19 protein-coding genes and 1 riboswitch are annotated in these 16921 nt (G+C 41.3%); of the genes, 7 read left to right on the top strand and 12 right to left on the bottom strand.

Translation table 11 applies throughout. The features are described 5' to 3' along the window. Positions 1-59 precede the first annotated feature (59 nt). Complete coding sequence (locus NSQ25_RS02485) at positions 60-1142, bottom strand: D-alanine--D-alanine ligase (protein WP_041107469.1); 1083 nt, start codon at positions 1140-1142, stop codon at positions 60-62. Between the two features lie 184 nt (positions 1143-1326). On the opposite strand from NSQ25_RS02485, the gene NSQ25_RS02480 reads away from it, so the two are divergent. Together NSQ25_RS02480 and fbpB are read left to right on the top strand one after the other, a co-directional pair. After that, positions 1327-1647, top strand: coding sequence for a thioredoxin family protein (locus NSQ25_RS02480; RefSeq protein WP_034283964.1), 321 nt, complete (start codon positions 1327-1329; stop codon positions 1645-1647). Positions 1648-1962: 315 nt separating this feature from the next. After that, positions 1963-2112, top strand: a complete 150-nt coding sequence (gene fbpB, locus NSQ25_RS02475; RefSeq protein WP_065215285.1) for a Fur-regulated basic protein FbpB — start codon at positions 1963-1965, stop codon at positions 2110-2112. A gap of 99 nt (positions 2113-2211) precedes the next feature. Here the strand turns inward: fbpB and NSQ25_RS02470 are convergent, their stop codons facing one another. From NSQ25_RS02470 to NSQ25_RS02435, 8 genes are all read right to left on the bottom strand, one after another. Continuing rightward, positions 2212-2547, bottom strand: coding sequence for a hypothetical protein (locus NSQ25_RS02470; protein ID WP_017366657.1), 336 nt, complete (start codon positions 2545-2547; stop codon positions 2212-2214). Positions 2548-2664: 117 nt separating this feature from the next. After that, on the bottom strand, positions 2665-3432 hold the full coding sequence (locus NSQ25_RS02465) for an ABC transporter permease (RefSeq protein ID WP_326136032.1): 768 nt from the start codon (positions 3430-3432) through the stop codon (positions 2665-2667). Then, positions 3425-4336, bottom strand: coding sequence for an ABC transporter ATP-binding protein (locus tag NSQ25_RS02460; protein WP_024427364.1), 912 nt, complete (start codon positions 4334-4336; stop codon positions 3425-3427). Before NSQ25_RS02460 ends, NSQ25_RS02465 begins: the two co-directional genes overlap by 8 nt. A 127-nt stretch (positions 4337-4463) precedes the next feature. After that, a complete protein-coding gene (locus NSQ25_RS02455; protein WP_034283966.1) occupies positions 4464-5705 on the bottom strand; it encodes a dicarboxylate/amino acid:cation symporter in 1242 nt (413 codons plus the stop codon). Between the two features lie 76 nt (positions 5706-5781). Then, positions 5782-5915, bottom strand: a riboswitch (cyclic di-AMP (ydaO/yuaA leader). A gap of 63 nt (positions 5916-5978) precedes the next feature. Beyond that, positions 5979-7001 (bottom strand): AI-2E family transporter, encoded by a 1023-nt coding sequence (locus tag NSQ25_RS02450; protein ID WP_024425375.1) that lies wholly within the window; start codon positions 6999-7001, stop codon positions 5979-5981. Positions 7002-7198: 197 nt separating this feature from the next. Then, positions 7199-8467, bottom strand: coding sequence for a C4-dicarboxylate transporter DctP (dctP, locus tag NSQ25_RS02445; protein WP_034283967.1), 1269 nt, complete (start codon positions 8465-8467; stop codon positions 7199-7201). Between the two features lie 124 nt (positions 8468-8591). After that, positions 8592-9275 carry a response regulator gene (locus NSQ25_RS02440; RefSeq protein WP_034283970.1) on the bottom strand — a complete coding sequence of 228 codons (684 nt, stop codon included), beginning with the start codon at positions 9273-9275 and terminating at the stop codon, positions 8592-8594. Next, positions 9272-10876, bottom strand: coding sequence for a sensor histidine kinase (locus NSQ25_RS02435; RefSeq protein WP_169737561.1), 1605 nt, complete (start codon positions 10874-10876; stop codon positions 9272-9274). Before NSQ25_RS02435 ends, NSQ25_RS02440 begins: the two co-directional genes overlap by 4 nt. An 82-nt stretch (positions 10877-10958) precedes the next feature. Between NSQ25_RS02435 and NSQ25_RS02430 the strand changes: the two genes are divergently transcribed. Beyond that, entirely contained in the window at positions 10959-12056 is a 1098-nt protein-coding gene (locus NSQ25_RS02430; RefSeq protein WP_041116739.1) for a DctP family TRAP transporter solute-binding subunit, read from the top strand. A gap of 25 nt (positions 12057-12081) precedes the next feature. Here the strand turns inward: NSQ25_RS02430 and NSQ25_RS02425 are convergent, their stop codons facing one another. Next, on the bottom strand, positions 12082-12912 hold the full coding sequence (locus NSQ25_RS02425) for an EcsC family protein (RefSeq protein ID WP_144496848.1): 831 nt from the start codon (positions 12910-12912) through the stop codon (positions 12082-12084). Between the two features lie 155 nt (positions 12913-13067). Here NSQ25_RS02425 and NSQ25_RS02420 point away from each other — a divergent pair, with 155 nt between their 5' ends. From NSQ25_RS02420 to NSQ25_RS02405, 4 genes are all read left to right on the top strand, one after another. Beyond that, entirely contained in the window at positions 13068-13328 is a 261-nt protein-coding gene (locus NSQ25_RS02420) for a GlsB/YeaQ/YmgE family stress response membrane protein (RefSeq protein WP_024427360.1), read from the top strand. A 224-nt stretch (positions 13329-13552) separates the two neighbouring features. Beyond that, positions 13553-14830: an Nramp family divalent metal transporter gene (locus tag NSQ25_RS02415; protein WP_034283976.1), complete on the top strand. Its 1278-nt coding sequence runs from the start codon at positions 13553-13555 to the stop codon at positions 14828-14830. A gap of 71 nt (positions 14831-14901) precedes the next feature. Then, positions 14902-15471: a GNAT family protein gene (locus tag NSQ25_RS02410; protein WP_034283978.1), complete on the top strand. Its 570-nt coding sequence runs from the start codon at positions 14902-14904 to the stop codon at positions 15469-15471. A 98-nt stretch (positions 15472-15569) separates the two neighbouring features. Then, positions 15570-15833, top strand: coding sequence for a hypothetical protein (locus NSQ25_RS02405; RefSeq protein WP_008346966.1), 264 nt, complete (start codon positions 15570-15572; stop codon positions 15831-15833). Between the two features lie 40 nt (positions 15834-15873). Here NSQ25_RS02405 and NSQ25_RS02400 read toward each other — a convergent pair whose 3' ends face one another. Continuing rightward, positions 15874-16098, bottom strand: coding sequence for a hypothetical protein (locus NSQ25_RS02400; protein ID WP_081124009.1), 225 nt, complete (start codon positions 16096-16098; stop codon positions 15874-15876). 346 nt (positions 16099-16444) lie between these two features. Further along, positions 16445-16921 (bottom strand): DUF2247 family protein, encoded by a 477-nt coding sequence (locus NSQ25_RS02395; protein WP_034284336.1) that lies wholly within the window; start codon positions 16919-16921, stop codon positions 16445-16447.

Here is a 16921-nt window from a genome sequence, read left to right as displayed (position 1 = left end):
ATTTCACGTTTGAAGGAAAAGAGACACTACCTAAGGATAGTGTCTGCTTGCTGCTCACATTAAAAAGTTGTTTTAATGGTTTGTTTTTCTTGATGGCGTTCAATTGCAAGTGACACCAGCTTTTCAATTAACTCTGGATACTCTACACCAGTGTGCTTCCAAAGTAATGGGAACATACTAAATGGTGTGAATCCAGGCATTGTATTCACTTCATTGATCAACACTTCACCTTTTTCTGTAAGGAAGAAGTCTGCACGTACGAGACCAGATCCATCGAGGGCTTTAAATGCCTTAATTGCCATGTCATGAATCGTCTTATATTCATCCTCTGACACACTCGCCGGAATGATCAAATCTGTATCGCCATCTTCATATTTTGCTTTGTAATCATAAAAATCTGTTTTAGGTGCAATCTCACCAACGACAGAGCATTTCGGCTCATCATTGCCTAATACACCAATCTCGATTTCTCTTCCAACGACGCCTTCTTCTACGACCACACGACGATCATATTGGAAAGCGAGGTCAAATGCAGTCTGCAGTTCTTCTTTGCTGCGGCATTTGCTAATTCCAACACTTGATCCCATGTTGGCAGGTTTCACAAAGCATGGATAGCCCAGTACCTTTTCAACCTGTTCTAAGCTGTCTGGTGTCGCTTTCTCGTAGTCTTTTTTATTGAAAGAAAGGTGCTTTGCTTGTGCAAGTCCTGCTTGTGCAAAAACATCTTTCATCATGACTTTATCCATACCCGCGGCAGACGCGAGAACGCCGTTGCCGACATACGGGATATTTAACAGTTCAAGTAATCCTTGCATTGTGCCATCTTCTCCATTTGGTCCGTGCAGCAACGGGAAGACAACATCAATTTTCTCATCAGCCGATGCAGGCTGTGGAAACATGCTTTCATTTAAAGAAGTTGGTAAAAACGTCTTTGCGTTCTGTTCAAATTGAAGCATTTTGACGTTTGATACTGGTTCAGTGAGTTTTTCTCCTCTTAACCATTCACCCTCTTCTGTAATATAAATTGGATGTATATCGAACTTCTCAGTGTTAAGTGCTTTTGTAACTGCAAGGGCTGTTTGCAGTGATACATTATGTTCGGCTGACTTTCCGCCGTAAATCAATCCTAAACTTATTTTCAATGGATACTCCCCCCACTAAAATTCATCTTTACTATCTTATCACTTTCAAGCAAAAATGCTCTAATTAATTTTTGTTGTTACGTAATTGAAATGATTTGTAAAGGTTGTAAGCGCCTCCCGAGCATTTGTATGTCATTCGCCTTTATTTTATATTAAAATGACATTGAAAAGGAGTTGTGACAAATTGAAAAAAATCACAAGTACTGAACAATTCAATGAAATGATTCAATCAGACAAAGAAGTCATCGTTAAATTCTTTGCAACATGGTGTCCTGACTGTACAAGAATGGACATGTTCATTCCAGACATCCTAGAAGCTTATGCTCACCATGAATGGTTTGAAATAAATAAAGATGATTTCCCTGAATTAGCTGAAACGTATCAGGTAATGGGCATTCCAAGCCTGTTAATTTTCAAAAATGGTGAAAAAACAGGTCATTTACACAGTGCAAATGCAAAATCGCCTGAAGAAGTGACAGAATTTCTTCAAGAGCACGTTTCTTGATTGATGAAACGAAGGACATCAGCAAACTCTTGCTGATGTCTTTTTTCTTTTTAAATCTCTTCATAAGACGAGCTGCACAGCCAAAACGTTTCAAATTGATGTTTCACTTACGACAAGTCACGACAACATTATTTCCTGGGAAAGAATGCAGCGTCGAACCAGCTTGGAATATGTCGGTTACGTGAATTTTCTGAATTGAATCTTTACTTCTGACATTTGTCTTTGTATAATGGAATTGCTAATTGAAAATGATTATCAATTTCATCTATGTGAAATCCTATAGACGTCCATTCTTATTAAGGAGCGATGAGTCACATGTCTAAGAAGAAAATTAAAACCTACCAGCAATTGATTGAAGAGAACAAAAAGGCCATCATGCGCGATCCTCAAATGATGGAAAGTATATACGAAACCATCGACAAAAAACACCAGAAGCAGCTTGCAGCTGCTGGGCGTGAATCATAACTATGAGAGAGGAGCAGTCATCACTGACTGCTCTTTTGTCTGCTTCAACAAAATAAAAAAGCCGATAAAATCTGTTATTCGATTTTATCGGCTTTTGTTTTAATGTGATTTCGCTACACGGTCCTGCTTCATACCTAAATAAATGAGCATATATGTGAGATAACCCATTGTCATCGTTAAACCACCGAAGAAAAATTGAGAAAAGACTGGTTCCTCAAATGTCGTGACGGCAGCAAGAACGATCCAGCTCGCATATAAATAGACCATGAACCATTTCATATTTCTTTTAAGTGTATACAGAAAGAAAAGACCCGCTAACGAAAAAATCCCCAGCGCTAGTCTGAAATAAACAAGATGATCAAATTGGAAGGCAAAAGACACAAACGAAAACGACAGCAGCAGCAAAATTGGTAAAGCCGTAATGAAATTTTTCACGATAGTGCCACCTCCATGACTCCCTCTTATTATAAGACAAAATCAGCCGGTTATCGTGAAATACAGACTCGTTTTCACAAAGATGTCACGAATTTTTCTTGTTATTTGACACAATTTTTACACATTTACATCACGTTTCCAAAAAAGAATCCAAGCCGATCCAATAAAGAAAACAAAATGCGCCCCTACTATAAATAGAGAAAACAAAATGCTCATCCCATGAAAAGGCGGCGGTCCTTGAAAGCTGTACTGAGTAAAGTCCGTATTCGCGAAAAGGAGGATTTTCCCCCACTGATTTTCTAAGAGAGACATGATCGGCACAAGTGATTTCGCCGCATATAAAACAAAAAACGAGGTCACAAGGGCAACAAGACTGTTTCTAAACAAACTGGAACACATAAAAGCAAAGCTTGCCATCATGATCACTTCCCCCCACTGAGATCCAATGACGGCAAACGTATGCTGAAATAATTGCCCTGTTCTTTCATCAAAATCAGTACCGAAGAAAATAAGACCAAATAGAAAAGCCAAAACATAATAAAAAACAAACAAATAAATGACTGTCAGCACAAGTGTGATGTATTTTGACAGAAAAATGTGCAGTCTTGTTTTTGGCCGGATCAATAGAAACTTGATCGTCCTTTTCTGAAACTCTGTTGAGATCAAGGTCGCGCCAATAACAACAGCAAGCACCTGCAAAATAAACACGACGTTCGTGGAATAAGCAAAATAGTTCGCGACTGTGTCTTGTCCGCCAAAGCTTGATATGACTCGTTTTAAGGTTAGAGCCATGGCCAGTTGAAATACAACGATCAATAAAAGAGCAATGAGTGTGATCTTTTTCTTCATGATTTTCTTATGCTCATTCTTGATGAGGTTAAGCATCTGTCGTCCCGCCTTCCGTCCATTTCATAAATGCCTCTTCAATTGACTGCTTTTGAGGCATCATTTCAAGTACATCAAACCCCGCCAGCACAAGCTGTTTGTTCAGCTCTGGCACACGTTCTTTGTTCAGTTGAAGCAGTACACGCGCTCCATTTCGTTCATATGTATAGTCGTGTGCGTCAAGCCATGAGACCGCCTTTTCTACTGGCTGAATATTCATCAGCACCTGCTCTTTTCCCTCCATATCCCGGAGATGAGTACTAGCTTTGATCTGTCCCTTTTGAATGATAATCATGCGGTCACATAGCTCCTCTACCTCATGCAATAAATGCGTCGCAAATAACACCGAGGTTCCTTCTTCCTTTACAAGCATTTGTAAGTGCTCCCGGAATTCCTTCATTCCTGCAGGGTCCAGTCCATTTGTCGGTTCGTCTAAAATGAGCAGGTTCGGACGATGCAAAATAGCTTGTGCAATCCCAAGCCTTTGTTTCATCCCTAGTGAATACGTCTTGACCTTCTGATGAATGGCATCCTCCAGACGAACTCTTTCCACCACTTCCTGAATGCGTTCCTCCGTCACGCCATCGTGCATCGCTGCATACATTTCAAGGTTTTCAAAGCCTGTTAAATACGAATAAAATTCTGGGTTTTCTATGATCGCACCAACAGATGACATCGCTTTAAGAAAATCCTCATCTTGTGAATATCCATTGATCATGATGTTGCCATTGTTTTTTTTCATCAAGCCAACGATCAATCGAATCAAAGTTGTTTTTCCAGACCCATTGGGACCAAGTAATCCGACAATTTCTCCTTGCCCAATGTCTATAGAAATATCCTGCAAGATCATTTTTCGGCCAATTAGTTTATCGACTTTCTCTACTTTTAAAACAGCAGACTGCAAAGTGGTTCCTCCTTCTGATGTAAAGCCTGTGGCGGCAGTTATGACCGCTCATCCTGTAAAAAGTATATCACGCGAGACAAATCAATCCATGAAAAAAAGGACTGATCCAGTCAGCCCTTCTTGCTTATTACAGTGATAAGTTAGGTGTCGGTGCTTCTTTCTCGTGCTTCTTTTCAGTTTCAGAAACAATCACCGCACATGCTGCGTCACCTGTAATATTAACTACGGTTCTTGCCATATCTAATAAGCGGTCTATGCCAAGGATCAGCGCTATTCCCTCAACAGGAAGATTCACGGAATTTAACACCATGGCCAGCATGATGAGCCCTACCCCTGGGACACCCGCTGTACCGATACTTGCTAAAACAGCTGTTAAGACAACCGTCAGCATTTGAACAAGCGTCAGTTCAACCCCATACACTTGAGCGATAAAAATGGTCGCAACACCTTGCATAATGGCTGTGCCATCCATATTAATGGTTGCACCCAGCGGCTGCACAAAGCTTGAAATCGGCTCTGGCACCTTTAAACGCTTTTGCGCTGTTTCCATTGATACCGGCAGCACTGCGTTACTGCTTGATGTACTAAATGCAACAACCATCGCTGGGGAAAATCCCTTAAAGAATGCCATTGGATTTCGTTTAGCTAAGATAGCAATGGTTGATCCATATGTCAGGAAGAAATGCAGGATAAGCGCAATTAACACGACCGAGAAGTAAAGTCCCATCGCTTTCATGGCATCCAGCCCCTGACTGCCGATTGCCGTTGCAATCAAACCGAATGTCCCGTACGGTGCAAATTTCATCACAACACCGACAAGATACATCATTAATTCATTTCCTTGTTCAAACAGTTTCAGCAAGCCTTCCGTTTTTTTACCAAGCATGGCTATGCCAAGACCTAAAAATACACAGAAGACGATAATTTGAAGCATGTCTCCTTCAACTAACGATTGGACTGGATTGGTTGGAATGATGTTGAGTAGTGTGTCTGCCATTGATGGGGCTTCCTCTGCGGAATAATCAGCCGCTTTTGTATCAAAATTGCCGAAGGCTCCCGGCTTGATCAATAAGGCTAATGAGATGCCAATGATGATGGCAAAAGTCGTAGTGAGCAGGAAATAAGTAATGGTTTTTGCGCCGATTCTGCCTAGCTTCTTCGGATCACCAAGGCCTGCTACACCGAGCGTGATCGAAAAGAATACAATGGGCACAACCAGCATTTTAATCAGGTTTAAGAAGATTTGACCTAGTGGTGTAAATAAATAAGGGTCTAACACTTTGAATACATCTGGAGCAAAAAGGTTGAGCAGCAATCCTGTGATTGCACCTACAAACAAGGCAATAATAATTTTCGTCGCCAGCTTCAATAAAATCTCCCCTTCCTCGTCAAAAAGCCCACGAGAGAGTCTTCTCGTGGGCCTGCGTGTCCATACATGTACCACTGTCTACTCTCTTCACGCTGATGAGGTTAGCTGACGGGTTAGGACGAAGAGATGTCCTTTTTTCTCAGATAAGAAAAATTCACCCCAAAAACATGGGTCCCCCATTCCTTTAGAAGGATTAAGCGTGTGGTAATATGATATTTTCATACCATTTATACCTTATTTTTAGAAAATTGTAAACAGGTTCATATGAACTTTTTAATTACTTTCTTCCCTATTTGTCACTTCAAGAATATCTAAAATAAACACAAAGATTGGGATACCGATAATAAGTCCCCAAATGCCAATATAGTGTTCAGAGAAGATCAGCACAATAAACGTGAAGAAAATAGGGAGCTCTGTTTTAGCTGACATGAGCTTCGGATTCAAGAAGTATGCTTCAATGGCATGGATAATGACAATCACCAGCACAATATACAGGACATACATTCCGCCTCCGAGTGTATACGCAATGATGCTGAGTGGAATAAGAGAGATCACTACACCCGCTACTGGGATTAAGCCTAGCAAAAAGACCATGACCGCTAATCCAAATAACTGCGGGAAACCCATAATGCCTAACGCGATGGTCGTTAGCACACAATTAACGGTTGCAATAATAAACTGAGCTTCAAGTACTTTTCCAAACGTTCGGGAAAATTTACGTCCAAAGAAGGCAATTTCATGATAGAACACGGAGATTTTACTCGTTTTGAACTTGTTCATGAATTGAATGAGGCGTTCTTTTTCGAACAGGAAGAACATGCTTAATATTAAGGACATAATGACCTGGATACTGAATGTGCTGAAATCGGTTATGTATGTATAGAGGAAATTAAACCCTTTCTCAAAGAAAGCTGATATTTTGAAATCTCCGAATACGTTCGTGATGACGTCAAAGAAGGGTAAATCTTGTGGATGATCTGCAATTTTCTTTCCTAAATGAAATAGCTGCTCTACCTGTTTGGCGATGATTGGCACAAAAACGAATCCGCCAAATGTCAATCCGCCAGCCAGAAGAATATACAAAATGGTAATGACCGATTTCTGTCCTATTTTCAGGAAGCGATTTAAAAAGCCTCTAATGACCTCTTCCAACCGATTCATCAAAAAGGTGAAAATGAAGGTCAAAAGAATTAAATTCATCATTCCTCTTAATAGATATAATGCTGTGGCTAATACTACAAATACTGAAAACCGCTTAACACCGGGTTTTTCGAACAATTTTAAAAATGCCGTCATTACGTTACACACCTGCCAGGACTAAAGTCTATTTTTCATCGTATCTGATATACATTATATCGGATCTTTCTGTAAATTATATAATAAAAGGTCAAAGAGGTCTTACGATTTGTATTAATTTTATTGTTTTTTCTTTTTTACACAAAAAAACCGAACCCATGTAGAACATAAGGTTTCGGTTTTTGGTTGTTTTTATACTAAACAGCCTGCTTCATATTCCGCATTTCCTGAAGTGCTGTTTTGCTCTTCGCTTCGTCAAATTCACCTTCACTCTTCGCGACAACAATTGTTGCGATTCCATTTCCAATGAGGTTTGTAATCGCTCTTCCTTCACTCATGAAGCGATCAACCCCAAGCAGCAGTGCTAGACCCTCTAACGGAATGACCTGTAGTGCCGCAAGAGTAGATGCAAGCACGATAAATCCGCTTCCTGTCACCCCAGCTGCTCCCTTTGATGTAAGCATCAGAACAAGGATAATAGTGATCTGCTGACCGATCGACAAGTCTACACCAAACACTTGTGCCAAGAAGACGACGGCCATTGATAAATAGATTGAAGTTCCGTCTAGGTTAAAGGAATAACCTGTTGGAATGACAAGACCAACAACAGACTTAGAGCACCCGTAGCGTTCCATTTTATCCATCATTCTTGGCAGCACGGATTCTGAAGAACTTGTGCCAAGAACAATCAAAATTTCATCCTTGATAAACCTTAAATAACCTAGAAGACTGAAGCCATACATTTTACAAATGATGTTCAGCACAACGAAGATGAACAGGAACATCGTCATATAAACGGAGAGCATCAGACTCGCCAGCGGTCTAATTGATGCTAAACCAAAGTGTCCGATCGTATAAGCCATTGCCCCAAACGCACCGAGCGGCGCAGCACGCATGATATATCCAATGATTTTAAAGAAAACAAGTGACAGCTTATCAAGCCATTCGATGATGCCTTTCCCCTTCTCGCCAAGAGCAGCGAGCGCAACACCGAATAAAATAGAGAAGAATAAGACCTGTAAAATATCACCCTTTGCGAAAGCATCAACCATGTTAGATGGCACGATGTGTGTAACAAATTCCATCCAGTCGATACCCTGTCCGCCATTTTGGGTATATTGTGAGACATCCCCTTTTTCAAGCTTGCTATAGTCAAGACCTGCACCTGGCTTCATGATATTCACAACAAAAAGACCGATGACCAGAGCAAGTGTCGTGACGACTTCAAAATAAATAAATGCTTTTCCCCCAACTTTTCCAACCTTTTTCATATCCCCCATCTTGGCAATACCAAGAACAATGGTTAAGAAAATAATTGGTGCAATGACCATTTTAACGGCATTGATAAAGGTGTCACCAAGCGGCTTCATTTCTTTTCCGACGTTTGGCCAAACCATCCCGACAATGATCCCGATGATGACAGCTGCAATCACCTGAAATGTCAGGTTCTTCAAAAGCCTTTTCATAAAAAATCAACTCCCTCACCCTTTGATGTAAACGCTTAACTGTTATCTGTAGATAAATGATAGCGATTTCACCAAAGGCTGTGAAGCTTATGGACATATCGTACATTTTGGTCTTTTTGGTCTCTTAGTCAGAATGTACGATATATTTATTCACAGGCCGTCCAATCCCCCCATATTGCATATCTAATTTCAGCTCGCCTTCTTTGACGAGGAAGTCTAAATACCGGCGTGCCGTGACACGGGCTATGCCAAGTGCATTAGCAACTTCCTCTGCAGACTGGGCGCCTTCCTGCAAGCCCATATAAGCTTTAATTTCGTTCATCGTATGCACATTCAGCCCTTTAGGAAGCCAAGTATCTTCCTGCTTAACAGCAGGCTTTCGTATGATATCATCGAGCATCTCCTGAGAAAATTCTGCTGCGGTTTGGATTTTTGATTTAAACGCCTTATAGCTTTCAAGTGATTCTTTCATTCGTTCAAATTTGAATGGTTTAATAATATAATCCCGCGCACCATTTTGAAGCATGATGCCGATGGTCTCTTTGTCCTTCGCTGCTGAAATGACAATCACATCCACTTTCATCTTCTGTTTTCTGATGTCTTGCAGCGTTTTGACGCCATCCTTTTTTGGCATATATACATCAAGTACCACGAGGTCTGGACGAATCTCTTTGATCAGCTGGATGCCCTGCTCCCCATTTCCAGCGACAGCTGCTACTTGAAAGCCAGGAACACTCATAATGAACTCTTTATTCACTTCTTGCACCATCGGGTCATCTTCAATTAACAGCACCTTAATCTGAGTCATCTGTCTCTCTCCTCTATGGTCATTGGGAATTCGATTGAGAAGGTGGTACCAATGCCGATGCTTGATGTGACCTCTACACTTCCCATCCCTTTGTCGATAATCGTTTTTACAATATACAGGCCATAGCCTGTTCCGCCCTCTTTGCCATGTGTGAAGCCTTTATCGAAAATAGAAGGAATCATTTCTTCTTCGATCCCGGAGCCATTGTCTTCAATTAAAATCGCGAGGACATCCTCCGTTTGATCGATACTAATGGAAATGACTTTTGTGTCTCTTTCTACAGTATCATACGAAGCAAAGGCGTTCTCAATGAGATTTCCGAGCAGCTTCGTCATATCATGCTGATCAAGCCGTTCAGGGAAATCACGCAGACAGCTATGTTCATCTACTTCGACCATGATGCCAAGCTCCTTGCCCCTTCTGATTTTGCTCATCAATAACCCTGAGACAGCATCATGCTCTATGACGCGGTGAAGAAAGTCCGTCACATGTTCCTGCTCCTCTGTCGTTTGAAAGGCCAGATCGAGCGCCTGATCGGCTTTACCCAGCTGAATCAGACCGGCAATCGTATGAAGCTTATTCATATGCTCATGGTTTTGCACCCGCAAACCGTCCACAAAGTTCTTAACCCCTGTGAGCTCCTCCGCCAATTTTGCCGCTTCCGTCCGGTCCTGAAAAATGGCAACTGCTCCGATGATCTTCTTTTTCATCACAATCGGAATCCGGCTGCTCATGATCCGCTTTCCGCTCATATGAATTTCTTCATTGTAGACGGGTTCTGCGCGATCGATAATTTCAGGAAGTCTTGTATCAGACAGCACATCCCAAATATTCCGGCCCACGACATCACCCGTCACGCCAAAAATCTGCTTCGCCTTCTCATTAAAAATGGTAATCATGTGCTGATTATCAATGGCGATAACCCCTTCATTAATAGAGTGAAAGGTTGCAGTGCGTTCCTCTAGCATTCTGACAATCTCATGCGGCTCCAGCTTAAACATTTGCTGTTTAATATGACGGGCGAGTAAAAATGAACCCACAAGCCCAAAGCTGAGCGTCAAGAGGAGGATCATGAGGATATCGCGCTTCATTTCTCCTAATATATCTGCCATACTTGGCAGAGTTCTTCCTACAAGCACAACCCCTGTTTGATTAAATTGATCATCCTTGACTGGATAAAAAGCTCTGATGGCTGTTCCAAGCTCTCCCTCTGCTTCTGAGAAATAAATATGCTCTGCAAAAGCCGGCTCTTCATCAGTTCCTTCTGAGCGCTGGCCAATCCTCGTTTTCACTGGATGCGTTAATCTCACATGATCCATATCCATCACGACAATGTAGTCAGCGTCTTGAATAATCCGAATCTCTTCGATCGCATGCTGTAATCGATCACGTTCCTTTGTCTGATCAGCTAACGCCTGCTTCACCTCATTCATTTCAGCCACAGTTCTCGCCGTGTTCATGAGTCTTTTTCGAAGCTCCCGTTCCTCTGTTTGCTGAATTCCCCCAACAAGGACAATTCCTCCGATTAAAAGGGCGAAAATGACAACGAAATATGTGAGGATGGTAAGCTTCCATCTAATAGATAATTGTTGTAATTTCAATCGATTTCTCATCATTTTTTCACCTGTATCTTTACGAATTCTTCCTCTGTCAAGTATGCTTGACATAAGGGGGATCTGACGCATGAAGAATTTACTCGCTTATACACTTTTGCTCATGATCGGTTTTGTAACCGCTTTATACTTTGGTTTTTATCATATGATGCCAAAATCAGCGACAACCTTTGATGATGAACAGACAGGACTGAAGGACCAGCTTGTGTTCAAATTCAGCCATGTCGTGGCAGACAATACACCCAAAGGACTTGCCGCAAAGAAATTTGCTGAGCTCGTGCACGAAAAATCCGATGGAAAGATCAGCATTCAAATTTTCTCCAACGGAAGCCTTTATTCTGATATTGAAGAAATTAATGCACTCAAAGAGAATCAAGTTCAATTTATCGCTCCGTCTACCTCGAAGCTCGGCATGCTGTCTCCTGAGTGGCTGGCACTTGATCTTCCCTTTGCTTTTTCAAATTACAGTGCGGTTCAAGAAGGCCTGCACGGTGCAATTGGACAAAGGTTGTTTGGCACGCTGCAAAAAGATGGATTAAAGGGAATGGCTTATTGGACAAATGGCTTTAAGCAAATTACCTCTAATAAAGGGCCCATCAAACAGCCGGCTGATTTAAAAAACCAGTCTCTCCGCATTATGCAAAGCGACATGATTGAAAAACAATTCAAACTCCTTGGCGCAAAGCCCTATCAGGAATCATTTAATTCAACGTTTCAGCTATTAGAAACCAAAAAAGTAGACGGTGAAGAAAATACCATTTCAAATATTTATTCAAAAAAATTCTATCATATACAAGACTATATGACGATCAGCAATCACGGGTATTTAGGCTATGTGGTCTTAACAGATCAATCCTTCTTTGACCGCCAGACACCCGAAACGAAACGAATTTTACTTGAAGCCATGGAAGAAACAACGGCTTGGAATGAAAAGCATGCAGAACAGATGAACAAAGATCAGCTGGAGGACATTAAACGTGAATCGCCGATTGCCATTCATGAATTGACGCCAGCAGAAAGACAAAAATGGATGAAAGCCCTTGATCCTTTGTATGATGAAGCCGAAAAAACGATCGGATCCACCCTCATCAAACAGATCCGCGAACTGCGTGCACGTTATGAACACTCACCTATTCATGCTTTTCAGGAAGAGGATGAGAGCAAATAAAAAATCCCTTTGATAAGGGATTTTTTTATGCGCCGGACTCACTCTGTTCTTGCTGCGTGAGCTCTTCTAATCTTGTTAAAATTCTTCGTTTTCGGTATTGCATCATGCCTGTTTCGGCAATTCCTTTTAATTGTGAGCGGTTCGAAACGGCACCAAACAAAATCCCAGCAATGGGCACAAGCTGAAACAGTTTCTTCCAGCCAAACGAATCCCGGTAATTATAGACGACCTCACGCCACCCTTGGATTTGAGAAATCATGTTTTCATGCTTCCCTTCGGATGCATGATAGCTTTTCAGCTCTTTTAGAATCGATTTCTTTCCAACGACATCAGCAGAGTTCAGCTGCAAGCATTTAATGATGAAGACCCGCTCCTCTTTGTTTTTAGGATCATAGCCATAGGTGACGGCAATATCCTGCAATGTTTTCAGAGAGAGGCCCAGTACCGCAGGAATATCAGCAGCTAGCGTAAACATTCCGCCGACACCAGTTGTCGCACCTTGTACCGTCGCGAGATTCGTTCTGTTTTTCCCCATATGTTCACTAATGGCATCCATCAATTCGATTGGGGCCTTTCCAATATCCTCTATACGCTGGATGGATTCGCCCTCACACTTCTTTTGAAATTGACGAATGATGCCTTTTTCCGACGTCAAATAGGCACCGCCAGACTGAATGTAATGACCCATTTCATCTAGCAGCACACCGATTTTTTCCTGAATAAAAGCAGGCGTCAGCTTGTCCAGCATTTGAAATGGAAGGCGGCTGAGTTTCTCCCAAAACCATACCTTTTGCTGGTCTTTCTCCCATTTTTCAATCTCCTTTAATTGTGCTTTTAGCCACTCTCTTTCCTCCATGCATATGCCTCCTTAGATGTCGCTGAAGTATTTGTCTGTTATTATACACAATCCTTGTCCATCATACGTATAGAACATTGAAGCGGTTCCGAAAGGTTTTAATTTTTTTCAAAACGGTTATTGCTTAATAAACAAACAAAAGAGGAGTGGTCAACATGTTAGGATTTCTAATTTCATTAGTTGTGGCGATTGTCATCGGTCTCATTGGGAGTGCACTCGCTGGGGGCAGTGTACCAGGAGGATGGATCGGTTCAATGATTGCCGGGTTTGTAGGCGCTTGGATTGGTCATGGATTACTTGGAACGTGGGGTCCTAGTCTGGCAGGCTTTGCGATCATTCCAGCAATCTTAGGAGCAGCGATCTTTGTCATTATTTTAAGCCTGATCTTCCGCAGTGTGGGATCAAGGGTATCTTAAAAAACAAATAACAGAGGAAGCAGTAGGGACACCGTCTAAGAGGCGGTGTTTTTTATGTTGCTCGTTGACAAGGTATCTATTTTTTTCACTTACATATGATAAACAAACCTATTAGTTCAGATAGTTGACTTTTCATGAATATGGGCATATGATGATGATTAAAAATTGCATCAAGGAAACTTTTTGTGCCCAAGCAAAACTTTGTAGAATCTAGGTGATGACATATGACAAACAAATACATCGAGGCACAGGCACACATGTCAGCGGCAGCTGAGCGTGCACTTGAAGGTAAGGTCAAAGGATTTAGAAGGCTTCTTCCTTTTCTAGGCCCTGCTTTTATCGCTGCCATTGCATATATTGACCCAGGAAATTTTGCCACCAACATTGCGGCTGGCTCTAAATATGGATATCTCCTTTTATGGGTCATTCTCATATCAAATCTCATGGCTTTGCTCATTCAATCATTGTCCGCAAAGCTTGGAATAGCGACAGGTAAAAACTTACCTGAAATCGCACGTGAAGAGTTTCCAAAACCCGTCTCCATCGGTTTATGGATTCAGGGCGAACTCGTCATTATTGCCACAGATTTAGCCGAGTTTATCGGGGCTGCACTTGGTTTATACTTGCTTTTTCGGATCCCGCTGCTTGAAGCATCCATTATTGCAGCTATCGGATCATTTGCGATTTTAGAATTGCAAAGACGGGGATATCGCGCATTAGAAGCCGGCATCACTGGCATGCTGTTCGTTGTCGTGATCGCTTTCGCTGTGCAAACCTTTGTCGCCAAGCCTGATATGGCAAGTGTCGCAGGCGGGCTTTTCATTCCAAAATTTGATGGCGCAGATAGTGTACTGCTTGCAGCTGGAATTTTAGGTGCCACTGTGATGCCGCACGCGATCTATTTACATTCAGCATTAACCCAAAGGAGAGTCGTCGGCAGAACGGAAAAGGAGAAAAAACAGATTTTCCGCTTTGAGTTTTTAGATATCCTTATTGCGATGCTAGTCGCTGGAGCCATCAATGCCAGTATGTTGATTGTGGCAGCCGCTTTATTTTATAAAAATGGTCTCTTTGTTGAAGATCTGGATGTTGCGTTCCAGCATTTTAGCACACTCGCAGGTCCTGTATCAGCTATCTTATTTGGTGTAGGACTGCTTGTAGCCGGACTATCAAGCTCTTCTGTCGGTACATTGTCAGGCGATATCATTATGCAGGGTTTTATTCAATACCGGATTCCGCTGTATGTCCGCCGGCTGATTACTATGATTCCCCCTATTGTGATCATTGCATCTGGGGTGAATCCGACATCTGCACTTGTGATGAGCCAGGTGGTCTTATCCTTTGGTATTGCCTTTGCTTTAATTCCGCTCATCTTATTTACAAGTAAAAAACGAATTATGGGCGAATTAACGAATGCCCGCTGGGTAACAGGAATATCTTGGGTGATAGCAGCTCTTGTTGTCGCACTCAATCTCTTTTTAATTGTGGATACGTTTATGTAAAAGACAGTAGTGATGCTGTCTTTTTCTTTTCATATGGTTATGGTAAAATTCCCCTGAGAGGATGTGGGCACATGTTTTTTTATCAGGATCAAGAGATAGCTATGCGGCTGCTTGAGCCAAGAGACGCAAGAAGTCTATATTTGCTCATCCAGCGGTCAAGAGAGCATTTACGTGAATGGATGCTTTGGGTGGATTCAACGAAAACAGAGGAAGACAGCATGGCGTTCATTCAAGGTGCAATGCAGCAAGCCTTGCAGAACAACGGTTTTCAAGCGGGCATCTGGTCACATGGAGAGCTTGTCGGGATCATCGGCACCCACCAAATTCATTGGATCGACAGGACTGTTTCAATTGGCTATTGGCTCGGAGAAGGCTATCAAGGAAAAGGCATCATGACAAGAGCGTGCAAAGCAGTCATTCATTATTTATTTGAAGATTGTGGACTGCACCGCATTGAAATCAGGGCTGCTGTCGATAACCTGAAGAGCAGACGCATCGCAGAGCGTTTATCCTTTTCGCTTGAAGGCATTTTGAGACAATGTGAATGGCTGGGCGACCGCTTTACGGATCATTGTGTATATGCCCTTTTGCAGCCTGAATATATGAAAGAAAAAACGCATTCTATGAATCAGCCCACGTAATTGTGTCGATTGCATGAATTATTTTACAAAGTGAAGCTTTGTAGTATCGGTTGCGATCAGCATCTGATAAAATAGAAGGAAAAATCGAGGTATGAAGTATGTCTCTTATTATTTTATTTTACTTATGGATTGTCCCTTTATTATTTGGCATTTTCTTCTCATTCTTAACAAAGAAAGCCACCTACAAACGCCGCTTTGTCCCATCATATAGCATGGCAGGACTCAGCATCGTTTTTCTCATTCTGGCACTTGTCTTTTCAGCCAGCCATTTTCTATTCATTTGCGGTATGTTCCTATTTGCCACAACCCTTGTCGGCACAGGCATTCCTTTATTTTTAGCCTTTACAAAAACACCATCATAAACAAAAACCACCTTTTCGCAATGGAAAGGTGGTTTCTTTTTTATTGATTTGGCATTCTGTAAGTCACAGTGGCATCTTGATTGGCTTCAATTACTTTCACAATGTCTTGAAGGATCTCTGCTGCACGATCGTTTGAGTCATACTTACCGAGCGTCTTGACCCAAGTATCGCTTCCTGCGATCATCCCTTCAATCTTTTTGCCGGCTACAGTGACTTCGTGGACATGAACGAAACTTTGCTGGTTTTGTGTGAAAATCCATAGCATGGTTTTAGCTCCTTTTTATTGGTTTATTTTAACATATTAATTTCTGACTGGAATGAAATGGCTTTTGCAGGTAAAAATCAAGGTGACTGTTTCATTCAGGTTTGTTGTATTTTTTAGCATCTTTTTAATTTACCGTCTATCATAATCGTAATTCCTTCTACGAGTTCACCAGTATTTTCATTTTCAAACTTCTCAGACAGGATGCTTATTTTATGGTCACTCATTGTTTTCTCCTCAATTGCTTTCTAACAAATCTACTTTATTTTTTATCATACCAATCTCTTTACCAGCAATGAATGAAAGAAAACGATGGACCATTAGTCCATCGTTCTATTAAACTCTCTAGTTATAAAATCAATTCCTTTTCATCTTCTAAAAACTCTTCTACAAGTTCTTTAATTGTATTTTGTGAATCGTGAGGGTAATAAAATGCGTCTGAAACTTTTCTAAAAAAATCATACATATTTTCGGGCGTATGAAAGATTGAAAAAATATTTTCAATTTCTTCAAATATGTTTTCATCAGTTGAATTAGTATAAACCTCTTTCATAGTGCTATATAGCCACTTATGATACTCTCTCTTCATGTCTTCCGATGATTTGTCAGAGACTATGCTCTCAAGTATATGATCTACTTTAACTTCTTCTTGTTCCCAAGCTAATTCAAGGATTAATTCATTGTTAACATTAGGGTTGTTTTCTAGATATTTAACAGCATAGTTTGTTACTTCTATTGCCGAAATTAAATTAAACTGTCTACCAACAAACAGTGTAGACCAGTTACAATCAAAACCATTTTTCGTGATTATATCCGTTTTATACAA

It is taken from the genome of Bacillus sp. FSL R5-0512 (assembly GCF_038593295.1).
Lineage (GTDB): Bacteria > Bacillota > Bacilli > Bacillales > Bacillaceae > Bacillus > Bacillus safensis.
This window is presented reverse-complemented; position numbering and strand designations above follow the sequence as displayed.

Bases quoted from the DNA above. Each gene is read 5' to 3' on its own strand.
- fbpB (WP_065215285.1), top strand. From the start codon at position 1,963: ATGTCTAAGAAGAAAATTAAAACCTACCAGCAATTGATTGAAGAGAAC.
- NSQ25_RS02465 (WP_326136032.1), bottom strand. From the start codon at position 3,432: ATGCTTAACCTCATCAAGAATGAGCATAAGAAAATCATGAAGAAAAAG.
- NSQ25_RS02450 (WP_024425375.1), bottom strand. From the start codon at position 7,001: ATGACGGCATTTTTAAAATTGTTCGAAAAACCCGGTGTTAAGCGGTTT.
- dctP (WP_034283967.1), bottom strand. From the start codon at position 8,467: ATGAAAAGGCTTTTGAAGAACCTGACATTTCAGGTGATTGCAGCTGTC.
- NSQ25_RS02440 (WP_034283970.1), bottom strand. From the start codon at position 9,275: ATGACTCAGATTAAGGTGCTGTTAATTGAAGATGACCCGATGGTGCAA.
- NSQ25_RS02430 (WP_041116739.1), top strand. From the start codon at position 10,959: ATGAAGAATTTACTCGCTTATACACTTTTGCTCATGATCGGTTTTGTA.
- NSQ25_RS02425 (WP_144496848.1), bottom strand. From the start codon at position 12,912: ATGGAGGAAAGAGAGTGGCTAAAAGCACAATTAAAGGAGATTGAAAAA.
- NSQ25_RS02420 (WP_024427360.1), top strand. From the start codon at position 13,068: ATGTTAGGATTTCTAATTTCATTAGTTGTGGCGATTGTCATCGGTCTC.
- NSQ25_RS02415 (WP_034283976.1), top strand. From the start codon at position 13,553: ATGACAAACAAATACATCGAGGCACAGGCACACATGTCAGCGGCAGCT.
- NSQ25_RS02410 (WP_034283978.1), top strand. From the start codon at position 14,902: ATGTTTTTTTATCAGGATCAAGAGATAGCTATGCGGCTGCTTGAGCCA.
- NSQ25_RS02405 (WP_008346966.1), top strand. From the start codon at position 15,570: ATGTCTCTTATTATTTTATTTTACTTATGGATTGTCCCTTTATTATTT.
- NSQ25_RS02400 (WP_081124009.1), bottom strand. From the start codon at position 16,098: ATGCTATGGATTTTCACACAAAACCAGCAAAGTTTCGTTCATGTCCAC.